17 protein-coding genes are annotated in these 21,103 nt (G+C 72.7%); 9 read left to right on the top strand and 8 right to left on the bottom strand.

The features are described 5' to 3' along the window. Positions 1 to 17: 17 nt before the first annotated feature. A complete protein-coding gene (locus AB0L37_RS29435) occupies positions 18 to 1,103 on the top strand; it encodes a hypothetical protein (RefSeq protein WP_365511878.1) in 1,086 nt (361 codons plus the stop codon). Positions 1,104 to 1,107: 4 nt separating this feature from the next. On the opposite strand, the gene AB0L37_RS29440 is transcribed toward AB0L37_RS29435, so the two are convergent. Genes AB0L37_RS29440 through crcB (AB0L37_RS29455) form a run of 4 tightly spaced genes read right to left on the bottom strand, consistent with a single transcriptional unit; the run spans position 1,108 to position 2,625 of the window. Beyond that, on the bottom strand, positions 1,108 to 1,380 hold the full coding sequence (locus AB0L37_RS29440; protein WP_365511881.1) for a DUF190 domain-containing protein: 273 nt from the start codon (positions 1,378 to 1,380) through the stop codon (positions 1,108 to 1,110). Between the two features lie 38 nt (positions 1,381 to 1,418). Then, positions 1,419 to 1,793, bottom strand: coding sequence for a fluoride efflux transporter CrcB (gene crcB, locus AB0L37_RS29445; protein WP_365511884.1), 375 nt, complete (start codon positions 1,791 to 1,793; stop codon positions 1,419 to 1,421). Then, on the bottom strand, positions 1,790 to 2,164 hold the full coding sequence (locus AB0L37_RS29450; protein ID WP_365511887.1) for a DUF190 domain-containing protein: 375 nt from the start codon (positions 2,162 to 2,164) through the stop codon (positions 1,790 to 1,792). Before AB0L37_RS29450 ends, crcB (AB0L37_RS29445) begins: the two co-directional genes overlap by 4 nt. Continuing rightward, a complete protein-coding gene (gene crcB / locus AB0L37_RS29455; RefSeq protein ID WP_365511890.1) occupies positions 2,161 to 2,625 on the bottom strand; it encodes a fluoride efflux transporter CrcB in 465 nt (154 codons plus the stop codon). Before crcB (AB0L37_RS29455) ends, AB0L37_RS29450 begins: the two co-directional genes overlap by 4 nt. A 199-nt stretch (positions 2,626 to 2,824) precedes the next feature. Here crcB (AB0L37_RS29455) and AB0L37_RS29460 point away from each other — a divergent pair, with 199 nt between their 5' ends. Next, on the top strand, positions 2,825 to 4,123 hold the full coding sequence (locus tag AB0L37_RS29460) for an ArsB/NhaD family transporter (RefSeq protein WP_365511893.1): 1,299 nt from the start codon (positions 2,825 to 2,827) through the stop codon (positions 4,121 to 4,123). A 100-nt stretch (positions 4,124 to 4,223) separates the two neighbouring features. Further along, positions 4,224 to 4,691 carry a CBS domain-containing protein gene (locus tag AB0L37_RS29465; protein WP_365511896.1) on the top strand — a complete coding sequence of 156 codons (468 nt, stop codon included), beginning with the start codon at positions 4,224 to 4,226 and terminating at the stop codon, positions 4,689 to 4,691. A 151-nt stretch (positions 4,692 to 4,842) separates the two neighbouring features. Here the strand turns inward: AB0L37_RS29465 and AB0L37_RS29470 are convergent, their stop codons facing one another. Then, complete coding sequence (locus AB0L37_RS29470; RefSeq protein WP_365511899.1) at positions 4,843 to 6,363, bottom strand: hypothetical protein; 1,521 nt, start codon at positions 6,361 to 6,363, stop codon at positions 4,843 to 4,845. A gap of 355 nt (positions 6,364 to 6,718) precedes the next feature. Between AB0L37_RS29470 and AB0L37_RS29475 the strand changes: the two genes are divergently transcribed. Then, the gene (locus AB0L37_RS29475) at positions 6,719 to 9,772 is read left to right on the top strand and encodes a glycoside hydrolase family 3 N-terminal domain-containing protein (protein ID WP_365511902.1); all 3,054 of its coding nucleotides are present in this window, start codon (positions 6,719 to 6,721) and stop codon (positions 9,770 to 9,772) included. 97 nt (positions 9,773 to 9,869) lie between these two features. Beyond that, positions 9,870 to 10,658, top strand: coding sequence for a polysaccharide deacetylase family protein (locus tag AB0L37_RS29480; protein WP_365512025.1), 789 nt, complete (start codon positions 9,870 to 9,872; stop codon positions 10,656 to 10,658). A gap of 43 nt (positions 10,659 to 10,701) precedes the next feature. On the opposite strand, the gene AB0L37_RS29485 is transcribed toward AB0L37_RS29480, so the two are convergent. Continuing rightward, a complete protein-coding gene (locus AB0L37_RS29485; RefSeq protein WP_365511905.1) occupies positions 10,702 to 11,913 on the bottom strand; it encodes a cytochrome P450 in 1,212 nt (403 codons plus the stop codon). Between the two features lie 192 nt (positions 11,914 to 12,105). Between AB0L37_RS29485 and AB0L37_RS29490 the strand changes: the two genes are divergently transcribed. Then, positions 12,106 to 12,540, top strand: a complete 435-nt coding sequence (locus AB0L37_RS29490; RefSeq protein WP_365511908.1) for an SRPBCC family protein — start codon at positions 12,106 to 12,108, stop codon at positions 12,538 to 12,540. 127 nt (positions 12,541 to 12,667) lie between these two features. Next, a complete protein-coding gene (locus AB0L37_RS29495; protein ID WP_365511911.1) occupies positions 12,668 to 13,696 on the top strand; it encodes a saccharopine dehydrogenase NADP-binding domain-containing protein in 1,029 nt (342 codons plus the stop codon). A 5-nt stretch (positions 13,697 to 13,701) separates the two neighbouring features. Here AB0L37_RS29495 and AB0L37_RS29500 read toward each other — a convergent pair whose 3' ends face one another. Further along, complete coding sequence (locus AB0L37_RS29500; RefSeq protein ID WP_365511914.1) at positions 13,702 to 14,955, bottom strand: glycoside hydrolase family 6 protein; 1,254 nt, start codon at positions 14,953 to 14,955, stop codon at positions 13,702 to 13,704. A 268-nt stretch (positions 14,956 to 15,223) separates the two neighbouring features. Here AB0L37_RS29500 and AB0L37_RS29505 point away from each other — a divergent pair, with 268 nt between their 5' ends. Both AB0L37_RS29505 and eccCb read left to right on the top strand, forming a co-directional pair. Further along, positions 15,224 to 15,673: a hypothetical protein gene (locus tag AB0L37_RS29505; RefSeq protein ID WP_365511917.1), complete on the top strand. Its 450-nt coding sequence runs from the start codon at positions 15,224 to 15,226 to the stop codon at positions 15,671 to 15,673. Next, positions 15,636 to 19,922 carry a type VII secretion protein EccCb gene (eccCb, locus tag AB0L37_RS29510; protein ID WP_365511920.1) on the top strand — a complete coding sequence of 1,429 codons (4,287 nt, stop codon included), beginning with the start codon at positions 15,636 to 15,638 and terminating at the stop codon, positions 19,920 to 19,922. Before AB0L37_RS29505 ends, eccCb begins: the two co-directional genes overlap by 38 nt. Here the strand turns inward: eccCb and AB0L37_RS29515 are convergent. Beyond that, positions 19,919 to 21,067 (bottom strand): XdhC/CoxI family protein, encoded by a 1,149-nt coding sequence (locus AB0L37_RS29515; protein WP_365511923.1) that lies wholly within the window; start codon positions 21,065 to 21,067, stop codon positions 19,919 to 19,921. The genes eccCb and AB0L37_RS29515 overlap by 4 nt on opposite strands. Positions 21,068 to 21,103 lie beyond the last annotated feature (36 nt).

Consider the following 21,103-nt stretch of genomic DNA (forward strand, 5'->3'; position numbering starts at 1 on the left):
GAACAGGGGAGCCGGGCATGAACTCGGGTGGGGACCAGAGTGGTTCGTCCGTGTCGGACGAGGAGTGGGAGCGCTTCCTCCGGGAGTCGGAGGAAGGGGTGCGCGACGCGCCCAAGGAGCCGTCGGCGCGCGCCCGGATGGTGACGCGGCGGCTGCGCGAGCAGGACGCGGCGCCGGAGCCGTGGCGTGCGCACCGGCCGCCGCGCCGCAGCAAGGTCTGGTACGTCGTCGGGCTCGTCGCCGCGCTCGCCCTGGTGATCGTGGCCCTGAACCCGGGCCGGGCGATCGGCTGGTTCGGGGGCGGCGACGACACGGACGCCGCCCCGCTCGCCACGGAGTCGGTGCGCCCCAGCACGGCGCCGCCGGCCGGGGACGCCGAACGCCCCACGCTGGACGAGCCGTTCCGCGGTTCGCCCGCCGCGCGCTGGGCCGACGGCACCGCCGGGATCGGTCTGCCCGCGGCGAAGGCCACGGGCTGGATGACGAAGGACCAGGTCACCCGGGCCCTGGAGAGCAGCAGGGACTTCCTCGCCGCGTCCAGCCTCGACCGGGACGTGCTGCGCGGCGATCGCCCGGACCGGGCGATCGCGTTCCTCAACCCGCGCCAGAAGGACGTCCGGAAGTTCCTGGCCACGTCGCTGACCGCCCCGAGCAAGACCGACAACCCGCTGACGCTGTTCAGCCGCTTCGACGGGACGAAGGTCCGGCTCGTCGGCGACGTGGTCAAGGTCCGGGGCCGGATGACCTACGAAGAGGGCGAGTACGGCGCGCTGAAGGTGACCGCGGACGTGACGTACGTGTACCCGGTGGCCCCCGCGTCGGGCGGCGACCAGGTGGTGCGCACGATCGTGCGGCGCGAAGTGGTCATGAGCTGGGACGACCCGTCGAAGCGCGCGACCGAGCCGGGCACGGTCTCCCTCCTGTCGTACAGGGTCGACTCCGCCAACGGCGGCTGCGGCACCTACACCGGCTACCTCGTCCCGGATTTCGACCAGGACAGCGGCCCCGGCGACGGGCCCACCGTGGACCCGTACGACCGCAGCAGGACGGTGGACGAGCGGATGTCCGACGGCGGCACGTGCGGGACGGCTACCCGCACCTGAGGGGTCAGGGGACGACCTCCACCCGGTCCAGGATGGCGACCCCGCTCGCCGTCTCCAGCACGTCGTCGAGTTCGGCGAGGAAGGCCCGGACGCGGTCGTCCTCGTCGACGACGATCACCGCGCACGCCGTGGAGTGCACGGCGTGCAGCACGGTGGCGCCGGCCAGGCCCGTGCGGTGGGCGCGGTGGACGATCTCCGCGTACGCCGGTCTGCGGTGCCACAGGGCCGTGGCCGGCAGGTGCACGGTGAGGCGGGTGGCGGCGCGAGGCGGGCGCATGCCGAAGTCGTAGTCCCCGCACGGGACTCCGGCAAGGTTCAGGCCCAGATCGCCTCGGCGAGGGTCGCGCCGAGGAAGGCCGCGCCGAGGCCCGCGGCGATGCTGCCGAGCACGTTGGCCGCCGCGTAGAAGCGGGCGCCGTCCTCGGTCAGGCGCAGCGTCTCGTACGAGAACGTGGAGTACGTGGTGAGGGCCCCGCACAGGCCCGTGCCGAGCAGCAGTTGGACGTGGGAGGAGGCGGCCCCCGCGGCCACGGCGCCGGTGAGCAGGCCGAGGATCAGACAGCCCGCGACGTTCACGGCGAACGTGCCCCAGGGGAAGACCGAGTCGTGCCGCGACTGGACGGTGCGGTCGGTGAGGTAGCGCAGCGGGGCGCCGACCATGGCGCCCGCGATCACCAGGACCCAGTTCACGCCTGATCCCCGCCCTCTGACGGGTCGGCGTCGCGGCCCACGTACCGGATGACCTCGCAGTCGTCGAGGATCACGAGGCCCTCGGCGACGAGTTCGTCGAGCTGCGGCAGGAACGCGCGGACGCGGTCCTCGGTGTCGACGATGACGATCGCCACCGGCAGGTCCTCGCTGAGCGACAGGAGCCGGCTCGTGTGGACGAGCGACGAGGCGCCGAAGCCCTCGATGCCGCGGAAGACGGAGGCGCCCGCGAGCCCCGCCTCGTGCGCGCGGCGCACGATCTCCGCGTACAGGGGTTTGTGGTGCCAGGTGTCGTTCTCCCCGATGAAGACCGTGACGCGCAGGGCGGAACCGGTCAGCCGTCGACTCGTCATCGCTGCCTCCGTGAGATGACGCGGCGCGTGAGGTGCGCCGCGGTCCATACCGCCACCAGGGCGACGCACGCGGTCAGGGCCAGATAGCCGAGCGCGGTGCGCGGGTGGCCGCCGTCGATGAGCCCCCGGATGTCGACGGCGTACGTGGAGAAGGTGGTGAAGCCGCCGAGGACGCCGGTGCCGAAGAACGGGCGCACCAGGCGGTGGGCCGCCCACACGTCGGTGATGACGACCATGAAGACGCCGATGACGGCGCAGCCGACCGCGTTCACGGTCAGTGTCGTCCAGGGGAAGGCGCCGGCCCCGGTGGGCCACAGCAGCGACGCCCCGTACCGGGCCGCGGCGCCGGTGCCGCCGCCGAGCGCGACCGCCGCGACGACCGGGCCCTGCCCGCGCCACTGCTCCCGGCGCCGCGCACGCGGGCGCAGTTCCGGGACGGGCTCGACATCGGGGTCGATCATGGGCGGACGGACCTTCCGCACGTGGACATTTCGCTGCTCATCGCGCCCGGCAGCCTATCCCGGTCCTGTTCACCGGGCCTGCCGGCCCCGCGTCAAGGACGTGTAAGGTTCCCGGCGGTGTGCCGGGAAGTCTGGTCGGCGAAGTGACAACGGGTGCGCGAAAACGCTCCGCCCGAAGCCGCCGACCGATCGGAGCACCGTGAGCGACTGGCACAGCTGGGCGGCGATCGCCGTCTTCGTCGGCGCGTACTCCCTCATCATCAGCGAGAAGATCCACCGGGTCGCTGCCGCCCTCGGCGGCGCGGGTCTGATGCTCGCCCTCGGCGCCACGGACGACAAGGCGGCCTTCTACTCGACCGAGGCCGGCATCGACTGGAACGTCGTCTTCCTGCTCCTCGGCATGATGATGATCGTCGGCGTGCTCAAGAAGACCGGCATGTTCGAGTACCTCGCGATCTGGGCCGTGAAGCGGGCGCGTGCCCGGCCGTTCCGCGTGATGGTGATGCTCATCGTCCTCACCGCCGTGGCCTCGGCGCTGCTCGACAACGTCACCACCGTGCTGCTCGTCGCCCCGGTGACGCTCCTGGTGTGCGAGCGGCTCGCGCTGCCGGCCGCGCCGTTCCTGATCGCCGAGGTCTTCGCCGCGAACATCGGCGGCACCGCGACCCTCGTCGGCGACCCGCCGAACATCATCATCGCCAGCCGCGCGGGCCTGACCTTCAACGACTTCCTGGTCCATCTCGCCCCGCTCGCCGTCGTGCTGACGCTCGTCCTGGTGCTGCTGTGCCGGGTCATGTTCCGGGCGTCGTTCGTGTACGACGAGGAGCGCGCCGCCGAGGTCATGGCGTTGGAGGAGCGCGAGGCGATCAAGGACCCGCGCCTGCTCGTCCAGGGCCTGGTGGTGCTCGCCCTGGTGGTGGCGGGGTTCGTGCTGCACCCGGTGCTGCACTACGAACCCAGCGTCGTCGCCCTCCTGGGCGCCGGGCTGCTCGTCGCCCTCTCCACCGTCGAGACCGGGGAGGTGCTCGGCGAGGTCGAGTGGCCGACGCTGGCGTTCTTCGCGGGTCTTTTCGTGATGATCGGCGGCCTGATCGGGACGGGCGTGATCGGTGAGGTCTCCGAGGGCCTCGCGCAGCTGATCGGCGGCAGTGAACTCGGTGGTTCCATGGTCCTGTTGGGCGGCAGCGCCGTGCTGTCCGGCATCGTCGACAACATCCCGTACGTGGCGACGATGGCGCCCATCACCGCCGACCTGGTCCACGACATGGGCGGCGCGGCCGACCACGTCATGTGGTGGGCGCTCGCGCTCGGCGCCGACCTCGGCGGCAACGCGACGGCGATCGGCGCGAGCGCCAACGTCGTCGTCCTCGGCATCGCCGAACGCAACCGACAGCCCATCTCCTTCTGGCAGTTCACCAAATACGGGCTCGTGGTCACGGCCGTGACGGTCGCGGTGTCGGCGGCGTACGTGTGGCTGCGCTACTTCGCGCTCGCCTGAGGACGTATGGGCTGCGTCAAGGTCCGGCGCGCCGCTGGTCATCGGCGGCCGTCCGTACGACGCTGGCGCGGACAGGCACCACGCATCCGAGGAGCTGACAGTGCGCGCACGTGACCTCGCGGTCGAGTACGAGACGGTGGGCGTCGCCGACGACGCCACGCAGGCCGCCCGGCTGATGGCCGAGCACCGGCTGCCGGGGCTGCTCGTGCTGGGGGCGGACGGGGCGCCCGCGGCGATCCTGCCCGCGTCGCAGCTGGTGAAGGCGATCGTCCCGGCCTACGTCCTGGAGGATCCGACGCTCGCCGCGGTCGTCGACGAGAAGCACGCCGACCGGCTGTGCCAGGCGCTCAAGGGGCGCACGGTCGGCGACTGCCTGCCGTCGAAGCCGGCGCCGCCGCCGGTGGCCGCGCCCGACGACACCGCCCTGGAGGTGGCCGCGCTGATGGCACGGGTGCGCAGCCCCCTCGTCGCGGTGACCGAGCGCGGCCCGGACGGGGGCCGGCTGCTCGGCGTGATCACCGCGTCGCACCTGCTCCAGGCGCTGCTCGGGGTCGGGGACGCGCCCTGATCGCTGCCGTGTGCCGATGTGGTCGAGGCACCTCGTGAAGTGCCGACCGAAGGCCTTGTCGGCCCTTGGACCATGTCGGCCAGGTCGGCCTGGTGGTGCGCGGTGATGTCCGTCTCGACGTCGTCGCTCGGGGGTCCCGGGCCCCCACCTCTCACAGATCCGTGCCGTATCCGCCGATCACCACGTAACTGCACTGCGTGTACGTGTATCCGGGCTGGATGCTGCCGCCCGCGGCCCTGCTGCGGGCCGTGGCGGAGGAGCCGCCGGGCTTGTGCAGGAAGTGGTACGTCCCGGCGGGCAGCCGGAGCGTCTTCTTCGGGTACGACTTGCCGCTCGCCCGGCACGCCTTGCTGCGCCCCGCCGCCTCGCTGGCGTACGTCTTGCAGGAGGCGCAGCCGCCGATGGTGATGCGGCCGGTGACGGGTCCGGTGTAGAGGACCTCGACCGGGCCGGGGCCGTCGTTGCTGATGACCAGTTGCATGCGCGAGCCGCCGGGTGACTTCGCGGGCGGCAAGTGGGCCCCCGCGGACGGGCGTTGCTCGGCGATCTCGGCGGCGATGGCCACCTGCTCGGCGCGGGCGCGGCGCTTGTCGCTCTTGTACGTGTCCGCGAAGTCGGCGAGGGTCTTGCGGGCCGCGGCGAACTTCTTGTCGCCGAACTGGTCCATGCCGCAGGCGTAGGCGCCGTTCTCGACGGCTCCGGCGACGTCGTCGCGCAGATGGCCGGGCGCCGGGTCGGGCAGCTCCTTCGCGGTGTCGCCGATGGTGCGCAACTCCTCGGTGGCGCGGCACGGTTCGGCGCCCTTGAGGTCGGCGGAGCGGTCGTCGACGGCGGCGCGCACGGCGGGCTCGACCTCGGCCGCCTGCGCCGACTTCGGGAACGTACGCAGGAGTTGGCCGAGTTCGCCGCCGTCGCCGTCACCTGCGGCGGTGCCCAGTTTGCCGGTGCCGCAGGCGAGGAGGGACTCGGCGAGGGGCTTGTCGGGCCAGGTGCGCAGGGTGCCGAGGACATCGCGGTCGATGGTCCTCGGGACGTCGCGCAGGTACTCCAGCGGCGCGACGGCGGCGCAGTGGTCGTCCGCCCGGTACGGCGCCGCGACGGCCTTGTAGTACGCGTCGAGGCTGCCGTGCACGCGGTGCGCCGCCTTGGAGTCCGGGTGGTCCTCGGTGAGCGCGCGGTAGCGCGACAGGGCCTTGCGGTAGGTGGGGCGCGCCTGCGCGAAGTCCTGGTCCGCCGCCTTCTTCACCAGGGCGTCGGTCGCGGCGAGCCGGTCGAGGAGCATCTCCTCGACGGCGTCGTCCCGCAGCCGGTCGTACGCGACCGCTCCCCCGACGGGGACGACGAGCAGTACGAGCGCGGCGACGACGGCCACAACCGGCTTGGCCCGTACGGCGGTCGAGGGCGCGCGCAGTCCGCGCCGGGCGCCGTCGAGCGCCGCGAGCAGCAACAGCGCGAGGTAGCCGAGGACGGCCCACCCGGGGACGCCGTCGGGGTCGGCGGGCAGGGCCACGACGACGAGCGCGACCGTCGCGGCGACGCAGAGCGCGGCGAGGAACCAGCGGCGCAGGAACACGTAACCCAGGCCCAGGCCGCTGAGGTTGAGCAGCCCGGCGGCCACGGCGCGGGCGGGTTCGGCGGGGCCGGGCGGCGGGGCGGGAGGCAGGGGTGGCACGGGTGGGGCGTAGGCGGGCATCGGCGGCGGCATCTGCGGCGGCGGTCCGAACCCGCCGCCCGCGCCGCCACCCGCCTCTCCCCCGTCACTGCGACTGTCGGACGCGTCCCCCGGCCACCTCATAGCGGTCCCCCAACCGTCAGGTGTCACACCCAAGTTGACACGATCCGGGGCGATGCATGCCGCTGTCAATCGGTCACACACCGCCAACTGCCTTTACGTTCCGAAGGCTTGACGCCCTCCTGGCACCCCCTTTAACTCAATACTTGAATTAAGACGCACCACGCACATGGCACACAACGCAACGATCACGGCGCACCACCAACACCCGTATCGGGACCATCGGGAGGGAAACTTGCGTCACTCCACACGCACGCCGGGATCGGGCCGAAGACGACGGGCCGCCCTGCTCGCCGTCTCCGCGCTCGCCGCCGGTCTGCTGCCCCTGTCCACCGCGGGTCCGGCCGCGGCCGACGACCCGGCGCCGGTCGCCGTCGACCGGTTCGAGGGCGAGGTGCCGTTCGCCCCGCAGCCCGCCGAAGGCCTGTTCACCTGGGGCAGCGACGCCGACGACCCGCCGAAGCTGGAGCTGCGGGAGCGCGCGGACGCGCCCGAGGGCGCCAAGGTCCTCGAAGGCGCCTACGACATCAGCGGCTACGGCGGCTTCACGCACGACTACGCGGCCGACAAGCCCGCCCACGACTGGTCGGCGCACCGGGGCATCCGCTTCTGGTGGTACGGCGACAACTCGGGCCGGAAGATCGCCTTCGAGCTCAAGGACGGCGGCGCGCACGGCGAGGCGTCCGAGCTGTGGAACACCTCGTTCACGGACGACTTCTCGGGCTGGAAGCAGGTCGAGCTGCCGTTCACGCAGTTCACGTACCGCACCGACTACCAGCCCGTCGGCGGCATCGACCACGTGCTCGGCCTCGACAGGATGTGGGGCTACGCGCTCACCCTTCCGGTCGGGACGAAGAGCCGGTTCGCCCTGGACCACGTCGAGTTGTACGGCAAGGCGGACCAGTCGCTGCGCGCTCAGGTGTCGACCGACGCGCCCGTGTACCCGGTGAAGGAGGGCGGCTCCGCGCAGGTGAAGCTGTCCGTGACGACCACGGGCAACGTGCCGATCTCCGACGACGTCACCGTCGCGTACGCCACCGAGGGCGGCACGGCGACGAGCGGCAAGGACTACACGCCGGCGACCGGCACGGTCACCTTCCCGGCGGGCACCGCGTCCGGCGCGACGAAGACGGTCACCGTCGCGACCGGCAAGGACGGTGACAAGGCCGAGAACGCCGAGACGATCCCGCTCAAGCTCACGGTGACCGGCGCCAAGGCGCCCGCCGACACCCCGCAGGTCGTCATCGACGCGCATGGGCTGCCGTATCTGGACAAGAAGCTCCCGGTGAAGAAGCGCGTCGCCGACCTGGTCGCGCGGATGTCGCCTGCCGAGAAGGCCGGGCAGATGACGCAGGCCGAGCGCGGCGCCGTCGGCACCGGCGGCGACGTCGCCGCGTACGACCTCGGCTCGCTGCTCTCCGGCGGCGGTTCGACGCCGACGCCCAACACCCCCGAGGCGTGGGCCTCGATGATCGACGGCTTCCAACTCCGGACGCGGGCGACGCGGTTCCAGATCCCGCTGATCTACGGCGTGGACGCGGTGCACGGCCACAACAACCTCACCGGCGCGACCGTCATGCCGCACAACATCGGCATCGGCGCGACCCGTGACCCCCGGCTCGCCGAGCGGACGGGCGCGGTCACGGCCTCCGAGGTGCGCGCCACCGGCGTCCCGTGGGACTTCGCGCCGTGCCTGTGCGTCACGCGCGACGAGCGCTGGGGCCGCTCGTACGAGTCGTTCGGCGAGGACCCGGCGCTCGTCGAGTCCATGGAGACCATGGTCCAGGGCTTCCAGGGCCGCGCGGACGGCGGCGACCTCGACCGCGACGACAAGGTACTCGCCACGGCCAAGCACTTCGTCGGCGACGGCGGCACCGCGTACGGCTCCTCCACCACGGGCACGTACACGATCGACCAGGGCGTCACGACGGTGACGCGGCAGGACCTGGAGTCGGTGCACCTCGCGCCGTTCGGCGAGGCGGTACGGCGCGGCGTCGGCTCCGTGATGCCGTCGTACTCGTCGCTCGACATCGTCGGCGACTCCGATGGCCCGGTGAAGATGCACGCCAACGGGCCGATGATCAATGGGGAGTTGAAGGGCAAGCTCGGCTTCGACGGGTTCGTGATCAGCGACTGGGACGGCATCAACCAGATCCCGGGCGACTACCCGAGCGACGTCCGTACGTCGGTCAACGCGGGCGTCGACATGGTCATGGCCCCGTACGCGTACAGGGAGTTCCGTGACGACCTGGTCGCCGAGGTGAAGGCCGGGCGGGTCACCGAGAAGCGGATCGACGACGCCGTCTCGCGCATCCTGACCCAGAAGTTCAGGCTCGGGCTCTTCGAGAAGCCGTACGCGGACACGTCGAACATCGACGACATCGGCGGGGCCGCGCACCGTGCCGTGGCCCGGCAGGCGGCGGCCGAGTCGCAGGTGCTTCTGAAGAACGCGGGGAACGTGCTGCCGCTGAAGCCGTCGCAGAAGGTGTACGTCGCCGGGTCCAACGCCGACGACCTCGGCAACCAGACCGGCGGCTGGACCATCACCTGGCAGGGGCAGTCCGGCACCCACACCGACGGCACGACCGTCCTCCAGGCCATGCGCGAGGCGGCCCCGGACGCGACCGTCGCGTACTCGAAGGACGCCTCGGCGCCGACGGCCGGTTACGACGTGGGCGTGGTCGTCGTCGGCGAGACCCCGTACGCGGAGGGCATCGGCGATGTCGGCAACGGCAACGACCTGGAGCTGACGGCCGCCGACAAGGCCGCCGTCGACAAGGTCTGCGGCGCGATGAAGTGCGTGGTCCTCATGGTCTCCGGCCGGCCGCAGCTCATCGGCGACCGGCTCGATGACATCGACGGCCTCGTCGCCTCCTGGCTGCCCGGCACCGAGGGCGACGGCGTCGCCGACGTGCTGTACGGGAAGCGGGCCTTCACCGGTCAACTCCCCGTCACCTGGCCGAAGTCGGAGGCCCAGCTTCCGATCAACGTGGGCGACGCGGCGTACGACCCGCAGTTCCCGTACGGCTACGGCCTGACGACCCTGACGAGGACGCCGGGCGGCGGCGAGCACACGCTCAAGGCGCTCGCGGCGGCGGCGCGCCACGTGCACGACGCGACGGCGGGCCGCGCGCTCGTCGGCAAGGCACGCCTCATCGTCCAGGACAAGGCGGGCGGCACGGTGACCCCGGCCTGGGCGAAGCCGTTCGCGAACGCCGACCACCTCGCCCTCACCGGCGACTACGCGGGGGCGATCGCTCAACTGATCGCCGCCTACAAGGAGGCATGACGAAGCGGACCTGATGGAGAACCGACAGGTCAGGCGGCTATAAACCCGGTGTATACACCGTATGTATAGTGACGGCATGCCTGCCGCATCCGTGAAGATGAAGAAAATGCGGAGAGGGTTCCGCGCGGTCGCCGTCCTCGCGACCGCCGGAGCCCTCTCCCTCGGTTCGAGCGCCTGTACGCAGTACGACACGACGAAGCCCAGCGGGGCCCGCAAGGCCGCCGTCGACGCCAAGCCCGGGGGCGGCGCACGCGCCACCGGCGCGTTCGGCACGGTCGACTGCCGGCGGGCCAAGTGCGTCGCGCTCACCTTCGACGCGGGCCCGAGCGAGAACAGCCCCCGGCTGCTCGACATCCTGAAGGACGAGAAGGTCCCGGCCACGTTCTTCCTGCTCGGAAAGAACCACATAGCCAAGCACCCGGACCTGGTGAAACGGATGGCTCGCGAGGGGCACGAACTCGCGAGCCACACCTGGGACCACAAGATCCTCACCGACATCGACGACGCGCGGATCCGTGACGAGCTCCGGCGCACCGACGACGCCGTGGAGCGGCTGACGGGCAAGCGCCCGACGCTGATGCGCCCGCCGCAGGGCCGCACGAACGACCACGTGAGCGCCCTCGCCAAAGAGGAGGGGCTCGCGCAGATCCTGTGGGACGTGACCTGCAAGGACTACGAGACCACGGACTCGGCCCTGATCCGGAAGCGGGCCGTGACGCAGACGCGGCGGGACAGCATCATCCTGCTGCACGACATCTACCGGGGCACCGTCCCGGCCGTCCCCGGCATCATCGACGCCCTCAAGCGGAAGGGCTTCGTGTTCGTGACGGTGCCGCAGCTGCTCGCGCCGGGCAAGGCGGAGCCGGGCACGGTCTACAAGCCCTGAGCGGCGAGCGCGGGGGCAGCGCCCGGACGGTCGTCCTCACGGTTCAGGCCAGGCGTACCGGCAGCGTCCCGTAGCCGTACGCGATGAACGACTCGACCTGTACGGCGCCTTCGTCCAGGGCGAGTCCGGGGAAGCGGGCGAAGAGGGCGGGCAGCGCGATCGCCGCTTCGAGGCGGGCCAGCGGGGCGCCGACGCAGTAGTGGACGCCGTGCCCGAAGGCGAGGTGTTCCTTGTCGACGCGGGCGGCGTCGAAGGTGCCGGCGTCGGGACCGTGGCGCAGCGGGTCGCGGCCCGCCGCGGCGTACGAGGCGAGGATCGCGTCGCCGCGCTGGATCACCGTGCCGTCGGGCAGGGCGATGTCCTCGACGGCGTAGCGCAGCGGGAGGTTGGCGATGGAGGGGGCCCAGCGCAGGGTCTCCTCGATGACGTCGCTCCAGGGGATCTCGCCGGCGCGGACACGGGCGAGCTGGCCCGGATGGCTGAGCAGGGCGTGCGCGGCGTTGCCGATGAGATTGACGGTCGTCTCGTGCCCGGCGCCGATGACGAGGAGCAGGGTGTCGATCAGCTCCTGCTCGCTCAGGCCCGAGCCTTCGTCGTCCCGGGTGGCGATGAGGACGCTGGTGAGGTCGTCGCCGGGCGCGGCGCGCTTGGCGGCGACGAGGTCGCCGAGGAGCTGCTGCACCTCCTGCCACACGGCCATGGCCTGTTCGGGGGTGAGGGTGGTGTCGATGATCCCGGCGACGAGGCGGGCGACGTCGGCCCGCCGCTCCTCGGGCAGGCCGAAGAGTTCGCAGATGACGATCATGGGCAGCGGGTGCGCGAAGGCGGCGCGCAGGTCGGCGCGGCCGTCGGGGGCCGCGGCCATGGCGTCGAGCAGCTGCGCGGTGATCTCCTCGACGCGCGGGCGCAGCGCGTCGGTGCGGCGCTTGGTGAAGGCGGGCGAGATCAGCTTGCGCAGCCGCCGGTGGTCGGCGCCGTACGCGGTGAACATGTTGGTCACGCCCACCCACGAGTTGACCCAGGTCTCCCGGTACTCGCCCTTGATCCAGGCGGGCCAGTGCTGGTTGGGGTCCTTGGAGACGCGGTCGTCGGCGAGGAGCTGCTTGAGGACGTCGTACCGGGTGGGGGCCCAGGCGCGTACGCCGCCCGGCAGTTCGACGAGGGCCGCGGCGCCGTGCGCGCGCAGCCGGACGTTCTCGGCGTGCAGGTCGCGGCCCGCGGGGTCGAGGGGTATCGGGGCGGTGGGGGCGGTCATGAAAGGGTCGGCTCCTGTGGGGGTCGGGTCCTGTGGGGGCAGGTCTGTGGATCGGGACCTGTGGGGGCGGATCGGACTCGCCATGATCGTTTGCGTTCAACTGATCGTAGGGGCTGGGAAGTTGTCGCGCACCAGGGCGACACGCCGCCGGGCGGGAGCCGGGGCGCGGGGACGGGCTCCTAGAATCGCGCCATGACCGCCCATATCCGGATCGTCCGCGAAACGCCGCTTTCGGTGGCCGAGGCGTGGCGCCGGCTCACCACGTGGGAGCGGCACGGCGATGTCGTCCCGCTCACCCGCGTCACCGTGACCACACCGCCACCGACGGCCGCGGGCACGGTGTTCGTGGCGCGCACCGGCGTCGGCAGCCGCCTCGGCTTCGACGACACGATGGAGATCGTGGCGTGGCAGCCGCCGCACCGCTGCCGGATGGAGAAGCGCGGCGGATTCGTCACGGGCTGGGCCGAGTTCGAGGTGCGGACGCTCCCGGGCGGCGGATCTCGGGTGGAGTGGCGGGAGGAGATCGGGGTGCGCGGCCTTCCGGGGTTCACGGACCGGGCCCTTGCGGCCGCGGGGCGATGGATGTTCGGGCGCGCGGTGAACGGCCTTCTGCGCGACGGGAGTTGACGGTCACCTCACCCGCCACAGGCCCTGTCCGACAACTCGCCCTGTACGCCGATGAGTTGTACCTTGTCCCCTTCCGGTCACCACCCTTCGCGCTCCTTCGACCCCACCGAACGGAAGTGAGTCGCTCATGGCCATAGCCGTCTACGGCGCCACGGGACACACCGGGCGCCTCGTCACCGCCGAACTCCTCGCCCGGGGCCAGGACGTGATCCTGGCCGGGCGCAGCGAACAGCGCCTGCGGGACCTGGCCGCCGAACTCGCCGCCCCCGACCACGTCCACGTCCACGTGGCACCCCTCGACGACAGTGAGGCGCTGCGCAGGCTCGCCCGCAGGGCCGACGCCCTGAACCACTGCGCGGGCCCCTTCACCACCACGGGAGCCCCGGTCGCCGCGGCGGCGGCCGAGGCCGGGATCCCGTACGTCGACCACGCCATCGAGCCGCACCCGGTCAAGCATCTCTTCGACGCGTTCCAGAGCACGGCGGAGCGGACCGGCGCCGTCCTGATCCCGCAGATGAGCTTCTACGGCGGCCTCGGCGACCTGCTCGCCGCGGCGGCGGCCGAGGGCCTTGTGGACGTGGAGAAGGTGACGGTCGGCTACGCAGTCACCGGCTGGCGGATGACGCCGGGCGCGGTGAACACCGCGAACCTGCTCATCGGGGAGATCGACCGGATCTCGTACGCGGACGGGGCGCAGCGCATCGGGCCCGTCGAGATCCGCAACTCCGTGTTCCCGTTCCCGCCGCCGGTCGGCCCGCGCACGACGATCGTGCCGTTCCCCTCCGGGGAGGTCGTCACGGTGCCCCGGCACGTCCCGGCCCGCGCCGTCGAAGTACAGCTCACCGCCTCGACGTTCGAGGAGGAGCAGATCTTCAGCAGCACCGACGCGAGCCCCGAGGAGCGGGCCCGTACCGAGTACACCGTGGCGGTTCAGGTCGTACGGGCCGAAGGGGGCGGCAGGAACGCGCATGTGCGGGGGCGGGACATCTGGCGGGCCGGAGCAGTGGCCTCCGTGGAGGCCGTGCTCCGGCTCACCGGCGGCGAAGGGCCGCCCAAGGCAGGGGTGTTCAGCCCGGCCGAGGCGTTCGAGGCGCCCGAGTTCCTGCGGACGCTGGCCGACCTGGACGTCTTCGAACTGACCCTGCCGAACACATAACTGCTCTAGAACAACGGGGGGTTGGCCAACCGTACGAGCTCAAGGGCCTGTTGCGGGAACCAGTCCCCCGCCTTCGGGTCGACCGTGCCGCGCTCCGGGTCCTCGGGCCCCGCCGTGCCGCGCAGGCACAGGCCGTCCGACTCCCCCGGCGTCTTGATCCACAGGCGTCCGTCCTGGAGGGGGTCGCCGGTGCGCAGGGTCGGCCGGGCACCGAGGCCGCGGCCCGGCGGGTTGCACCAGTCCTGCGGGTCGGTGTACTTGCCGGCCGGCGGGACCCAGGGGCCCTGGCCGTTGCGGCTGGAGTCCGTGACGAAGTGCTTCATCCGGGAGGGCGGGACGTGCACATGCGCGTCGATCCAGGCCTGTGTCTCGGCCCGGGGCGCCGACTGGTGCGGGCACTGCGCGGCGTCGCCGCCGCCGTCGACGTACGCGAGGCACGACGAGATCAGCTTGCCGTACCAGGAGTTGGCGTCGTCGGTGTTGTAGTTCGAGACGTTGGTGAAGAAGCCGGAGGCCCGGGCGACGCCGCCCTTGATCAGGCGCGGCACGATCGAGCTCACCGCGTGCCAGCCGGGGTGGCCGGTGTCGAGGTAGACGCGGGTGCCCGGCAGCGGCTCCAACCGGTCGACGGCGTAGTTCACTTCGGCGTAGCGGGCGGCGGTCTTCGTGCCCTCGGCGTCGTCCTGGCCGCAGTCGGCGGGCAGCAGCGCGAGGGAGTCGGGTTCGAGGACCACCATCGCGTCGCCGCGGCCGATGCCGCGGGCCACGGCGTCGATCCATGCCTGGTACTCGGCGGTGTTCGCGGCGCCGCCCGCCGAGTAGTTGGCGCAGTCGCGGCCGGGCACGTTGTAGAGCGCGAACGCCGGGACGGCGTCGGCGCGGGCCGCGTCCCGGACGACGTCCCGGGTCAGCTTCTCGACCTGCGCCGGGGTCTGGTCGCCGAACCACACGGCCTGCGGGGTGGCGACCATGGCCGCGATCCCGGCGGCGTCCCGGTACTGCCCGGCCTTGACGAGGCCGGCGACCTGGCTCAGGGCATCGGGGTTGGGGTCGGGGGTGTAGAGGCGGGGGCCGCGTCCGCTCAGGGCCGGATCGTCGGCGGCGTGGGCGGCCGGGGCGCCGCCGAGCGACACGGCCAGCGCGACGGCCAGCGCCGCTATGCCGGTCGAGGCCCGCCGGGCGGCGCGGCCACGGGTACGGGTGCGACCACGGGTCTGCGTACGGGTCTGCGTACGGGCACGTCTGAGAGGTCCTCGCACAGGTTCGCTCCTCGGTCCTTGCGGTCACGGGGACTTGCCGGGGGGACTTGCTGAGCACGGCGAGCCGGTCTTGCCGACAGGGCGCGCGGGAGCGCTCCCACGCCGGACGGGAGCGCTCCCACACGAGGGTCGTGCGCCGGGGCGCGCGGCGTCAAGGGCGGTGCACGAGGCGGCTGTTGACCCGCACGCCTCACGGGCGGCGGCGCGCGCCGGATACGATCTCCCCGGCGGGCCCGGCCCCGGGCACGCCGGCGGAAGGAGCGAGGCCGTGTCCGAACTTGAGCTGCGCGTCGATGTCGGGGACGGCGTGCCCGCCGAGCAGCTGGAGCGTCACGTCCGCTCCCTCTTCCAGGACCTGCGCCGGCTCGGGGCGCTGCGCGTCGCGCGCAAGACGACGGCCGCGCCGGACGGGGCCATGGCGGGCGCCGGTCACGATCTCGCCGTCCTCGTGCTGAGCGGGGTGTTCTCCGCCGCCACGATCAAGGCGGTCAGCAACGTCGTGATCGCCTACGTCGATCGCTCCAAGTCCCGTTCCGTGGAATGGGAGTTCGACGGGAACAAGGGGTCCTTCACCGCCGTGTCCGCGGAGGACCAGAAGGCCTTCATGGCGGCGGTGACGGCCCGGATCGCGGCAGGCGCGGCCGGCGGGCAGGACGGTACGGACGAGGCGGGGGACACCGATGGCGGGGCGCCGGATCGCACTGCTGGTCGCGACTGACGGCTACAACGACCCGGGGCTCAACCGGCTGCGGGCCCCGGCGCGCGGCGCGGCCGAGCTGCGCTCGCTGCTCCAGGACCCGGCGATCGGCCGGTTCGACGAGGTGCGGGCGCTGATCAACCGGCCGAAGGACGAGGTGGAGGGCGCCGTCGAGGACCTCCTCGCGGACCGCGACCCGGACGACTTCGTGCTGCTCTACCTCGCCTGCCACGGCATCCGCACCGACGGCGACCACCTCTTCTTCGCGACCCTCAGCACCCGCCTCAGCCGCCCCGGGTCCACGGCGGTCGGGGCGGACTTCCTGCACGGGCGGCTCGACGAGAGCCAGGCGGGCACCAAGGTCGTGCTGCTCGACTGCTGCTACAGCGGCCTCTTCCACCGCGGCGTCCCCATGTCACCGGCGCCCGTGGACGTGGAGTCGGCGCTCACCGGGCGCGGCACCTTCGTCATCACGGCCACCAACTCGCTGGAATACGCCTATGACGGCGACCAGTTGACGATGGACAACGCCCTGTCGGCGCCCCGGTTCACCAACGCCGTGATCGAAGGGCTGAGCACCGGCCTCGCGGACCTCAACCGGGACGGAGTGATCACCCCGGACGAGCTGTACTCGTACGTCCACGACGCGGTCCGCAACCAGGCGGGGCCCGACCAGACGCCCACCAAGTCCGGCCGCTGCGAAGGCGATGTGGCGCTGGCCTACGCGCCCGTGCAGGACGTCGCCGCGGGCCCCGCCGGGCGCGCGGCGGCCACGCACGAGCTGGCCCTCGGCGCGCTGCTCCCGCCGCCGATCGAGACCGCCGACCGCGGGTTCACCTGCGACGCCTGGGAGGGTTCGGCCCAACTGCGGGCGCCCATCGGCCGCTTGGAGCATTCGGCGCACGGCGACCTGATGTGCGTCGACTTCGCGGGCCGCGAGGGCAACGCGGTGGTGGTCGGCAAGCTCGGCAGCGGCAAGACCACTTTGCTGCGCGCCCTCGTGCTGTCCCTCGCCCTGACCCACACGCCGGGCGAGGCGGAGTTCGTCCTCCTGGAGGGCGCCGTCAACCGGCTCGGGGTGCTGCGGTCGCTGCCGCATGTGCGCGCTCTCGCCGCGCCGCACGAGGAGGACCGGGTCCGTGCGGCCCTCGCCACGGTGCGGGACGCCATCGCCTCCCGCCGCGCCCTCTTCCGCGACCACGGCATCGACTCCGTCGAGGCGTTCCGCGCGCTGCGGGCGCAGGACGCCCTCGGCTCGGCCGAGACCAGCGACCTGTTCCTCGTCGTCGACGGCTGGCTGGACTTCTGCTGGGAGACCCCCGAGTTCGCCGACGACGTGCACCGGCTCGCCAACACCGGCCTCAACTACGGCGTCCACCTGTGCGTGAGCGCCCGCCGCTGGAGCGACCTGTCGCCGGACCTCCTCGGCCTGCTAGGCACCCGACTCGAACTGGCCCTGGACAACGCCCAGGAGTCGCTCGTCGATCCCGTGCTCGCGGCGAGCGTGGGCGTCGGCTGGGGCCTCTCGCGCCGGCGCAGGTTCCGGGTGGCCGTGCCGCGCCTCGACGACGTGGCGGGCCCCGAGGCGGCGCGCCGCTCGCTGGACGCCACGGTGGAGCGGATCTCGGCAAGCTGGCGGCGGGGCCCGGTGGCGGAGCGGACCATGCCGGCCGTGGTCTCGTTCACGGAGCTGCTCGGGCTCACCCCGCCGACAGGGCAGACCGCCGCCCCGCCGTGGCAGCAGCTTCCCGCCGGGCAGCCGCTGACCGCGCCGCTGGGCCGGACGGCGTCGGGCACCCCGGTGCTGCTCGACATCAGGGCCGCGGCGTTCGGCGGCGCCGGGCCGCACGGGCTCCTGGTGGGCGCCGCGGGTTCCGGCAAGTCCGAGCTGCTGCGCACCCTCGTCCTGTCGTTCGCCGTGACGCACGCGCCGCAGGACCTGAACTTCCTCCTCGTCGGGTCGCCCGGCACCTTCGGGTCCCTGGGCGCGCTGCCGCACACCTCCGCACTCGCCGCGATCGGCCCCGGGGACGCGCCCGGCACGACCCGGCTCGCCCTCGCCCTGTCCGGGGAGATCGAGCGTCGTACGGCCCTGCTGCTCGACGCGGGCCACTTCTCCTCCCGCCACGACTACCAGCGCGCCCGCGAGCAGGGCGCGCCGCTCGAACCGCTGCCCACGCTGCTCGTCGTGTTCGAGGACTTCACCGAACTGACCTCCGCCGTACCGGAGTTCGCCGACACCCTGATCGCGCTCGGCCGCGTCGGACGGTCCGTCGGCATCCATCTGCTGCTCGCGGCACGCCACTTGGGCGACAACACGCTGCGCGGGCTCGACACGTTCCTCTCGTACCGGATCGCGCTGCGCACCGCCACCACCGCGGAGTCGCGGACCGTCCTCGGCGTCGCGGACGCGAACCGGGTGCCGCTCGACCCGGGCGTCGGCTATCTGCGGACGGGCACCGGCGACCTCGTACGCTTCCAGGCCGCCTACGCCTCCGCGCCGGCGCCGGAGGAGGACGGCGCGACCGACGCCTCGGTCCTGGACACGATCGTGGCGCACCTCGCGGGGCAGGGGCCGGTGAGCCACCCGGTGTGGCTGCCGCCGCTGGACGAACCCCCGGCCCTCGACGAGCTCCTCGCACCGCCGGCGGTCGACGCGGAGCGGGGTCTGCACTCCGCATCGGCCGTGCCGCCGGGCGCGCTGACCGTCCCCGTCGGGCTCTTGGACGTACCGGAGCAGCAGCGGCGCGCGCTCGCCCTGCTCGACTTCTCGGGGGACAAGCCGCACGCCCTGTTCGTCGGCGGTCCGCAGTCCGGCAAGTCGACACTGGTGTGCACCCTCGTCACGGCGTTCGCCCTGACGCACACCCCGCAGGAGGCGCGGTTCTACGTACTCGACTTCGGCGGCGGCCAGTTGACGAGCCTGGCCGGGCTGCCGCACGTCGGGCAGGTCACCGATCGGCTCGACGCGGAGCTCGTGCGGCGCACCGTGACCGAGATCGTGGAGATCCTCGCGTGGCGGGAGCGCGAGTGCCGGCGGCGCGGTGTCGCCTCGATCGCCGAGTACCGGGACGGGCTCGGCGAGCGGAGCGGGGCCGAGGAGCGGTGGAGCGACGTCTTCCTCGTCATCGACGGATACGCCACGCTCCGCGCCGACTACGAGGACCTGGAGCAGGCGATCCACGACATCGCACAGCGCGGCCACCGGTTCGGCGTCCATCTGGTGCTCACGGCCAACCGGTACATGGACGTCCGTTTCAATCTGCGCGAGCACGTCGGTCCCCGTGTCGAGCTGCGTCTCGGCGACCCGCTGGACTCGGAGATCGACCGCAAGAGCGCCAGGAACGTCCCGACGGGCCGCCCGGGGCACGGCATCGCGGGCGACGGGCGCGCGTTCCTCGCCGGGCTCCCCCGGCTCGGGGACGACGCGGCCGCCTCGCTCCCGGCGGCCACCGCCGCGCTCGCCGACCGGGTGTGCACGGCGTGGGGCGACCGGCCGGCGGCGCCGCCGGTCCGGATGCTGCCGGCGGTGCTCGACCCGGCTCAGCTGCCGGCCCCGGCGGACACGCCTCCCCACACCCTGGCCATCGGCCTCGACGGTACGACCCTGTCGCCGGTGCTCCTCGACCTCGCCCAGGACCCGCTGCTCGTCGTGCTGGGCGAGGCGGGGTCGGGCAAGTCGTCGCTGCTGCGGTTCCTCGCGCACTCGATCGCGGCGAAGTACACGCCGGAGCAGGCCACGATCATTGTGGCGGACCCCCGGCGCTCCCTCCTCGGCGAGCTGCCGGACTCGCATGTCGCCGCGTACTGCACGTCACCCTCGGAGCTGCGGCACGCGATGGCGACGCTGCACAAGACCGTCCAGCTCCGCATGGAGGGACCGGACGTGACGCCGGAGCAGCTGCGGAGCCGCAGTTGGTACACAGGCCCCGCGCTCCATCTGCTCATCGACGACTACGACTTGGTGGCTCCGCAGGCCGGCCAGGAGCTGGGCCAGTTCATCGAGGCGCTGCCGTACGCCAGGGACGTCGGTCTGCGCATAGTCGTGACGCGCACCACGGCCGGGGTGAGCCGCGCTCTGTTCGAGCCCTTCTTCCAGCGCATGCAGGAGCTGGGCCAGCCGGGCATCATCCTGTCCGGCGACCCCAACGAGGGCACCCTGCTCGGCAGGACCCGCGCCGCGCACCGCCCGCCGGGCCGCGGCACACTCGTCACCCGCGAGGGCGCCGCCGAGCTCCAACTCGCCTACGCGCCGCCGAAGATGAGCTAGGCCACCGACCCGATCCGCCGGGTGACCCCGGCCTCGCGGTGGATCGGCGTGTGCGCGCCGGTCAGCGAGACGCCGCTGCCGCCGCGCCGGTTCGCCACGATCTCGGAGGCGATGGACACGGCCACTTCCTCCGGCGTACGGGCCCCGAGGTCGAGGCCGATCGGGGAGCGCAACCGGGCCAGTTCGAGGTCGGTGACGCCGACCTCGCGAAGGCGCTCGTTGCGGTCGAGGTGGGTGCGGCGCGAGCCCATGGCTCCCACGTAGGCGACCGGGAGGCGCAGCGCGTGCTGGAGGAGCGGGACGTCGAACTTGGCGTCGTGGGTGAGGACGCAGAGCACGGTGCGGCCGTCGACCTCCGTGCGCTCCAGGTACTTGTGGGGCCACTCGATGACGATCTCGTCGGCTTCGGGGAAGCGGGCGGCCGTCGCGAAGACGGGGCGCGCGTCGCACACGGTGACGTGGTAGCCGAGGAACTTGCCCATGCGGACGAGCGCGGACGCGAAGTCGATCGCGCCGAACACGATCATCCGGGGCGCGGGCACCGAGGACTCGATCAGCAGCGTGAGCGGTGCTCCGCATCGCGAGCCCTGCTCACCCATCTCCAGGGTGGCGGTGCGTCCCGCGTCGAGATACGCCGTCGCCTCCCCCACCACGGTGCGGTCCAGCTCGGGGTGGGCGCCGAACCCGCCCTCGTACGAACCGTCGGGGCGCACCAGGAGCGCGCGGCCGACGAGTTCGGCGGGTCCGGACACGACGCGGGCGAGCGCCGCCGCCTCCCCCGAGGAGGCGGCGGACAGCGCTGCCGCGAGCACGTCCCGTACGGCCCGGTCCTCGGCGCGTACCGGCGTGACCAGGATGTCGATGATGCCGCCGCAGGTGAGACCCACCGCGAAGGCGTCGTCGTCGCTGTAGCCGAAGCGCTCGAGCACGGTCACGCCGTCTTCGAGCGCCTGTCGGCACAGTTCGTACACCGCCCCCTCCACGCACCCGCCGGAGACCGAGCCGATCGCGGTGCCCTCGCTGTCGACGGCGAGCGCCGCGCCCGGCTGCCGGGGCGCGCTGCCGCCGACGGCCACCACGGTGGCCACGGCGAAGTCGCGGCCCTGCCCGACCCACCGGTGCAGCTCTTCGGCGATGTCCAGCATGTCTCGGTCTCCTCAGCAGTGACGTATGAGAGTTGA

It is taken from the genome of Streptomyces sp. NPDC052225 (assembly GCF_040679615.1).
GTDB lineage: Bacteria > Actinomycetota > Actinomycetes > Streptomycetales > Streptomycetaceae > Streptomyces.

Coding starts and splice junctions, on each gene's coding strand:
- AB0L37_RS29515 (WP_365511923.1), bottom strand. CDS start 21,067: ATGCTGGACATCGCCGAAGAGCTGCACCGGTGGGTCGGGCAGGGCCGC.
- eccCb (WP_365511920.1), top strand. CDS start 15,636: ATGGCGGGGCGCCGGATCGCACTGCTGGTCGCGACTGACGGCTACAAC.
- AB0L37_RS29485 (WP_365511905.1), bottom strand. CDS start 11,913: ATGACCGCCCCCACCGCCCCGATACCCCTCGACCCCGCGGGCCGCGAC.
- AB0L37_RS29440 (WP_365511881.1), bottom strand. CDS start 1,380: ATGCGCCCGCCTCGCGCCGCCACCCGCCTCACCGTGCACCTGCCGGCC.
- AB0L37_RS29450 (WP_365511887.1), bottom strand. CDS start 2,164: ATGACGAGTCGACGGCTGACCGGTTCCGCCCTGCGCGTCACGGTCTTC.
- AB0L37_RS29490 (WP_365511908.1), top strand. CDS start 12,106: ATGACCGCCCATATCCGGATCGTCCGCGAAACGCCGCTTTCGGTGGCC.
- AB0L37_RS29480 (WP_365512025.1), top strand. CDS start 9,870: ATGAAGAAAATGCGGAGAGGGTTCCGCGCGGTCGCCGTCCTCGCGACC.
- crcB (WP_365511890.1), bottom strand. CDS start 2,625: ATGATCGACCCCGATGTCGAGCCCGTCCCGGAACTGCGCCCGCGTGCG.
- AB0L37_RS29435 (WP_365511878.1), top strand. CDS start 18: ATGAACTCGGGTGGGGACCAGAGTGGTTCGTCCGTGTCGGACGAGGAG.
- AB0L37_RS29495 (WP_365511911.1), top strand. CDS start 12,668: ATGGCCATAGCCGTCTACGGCGCCACGGGACACACCGGGCGCCTCGTC.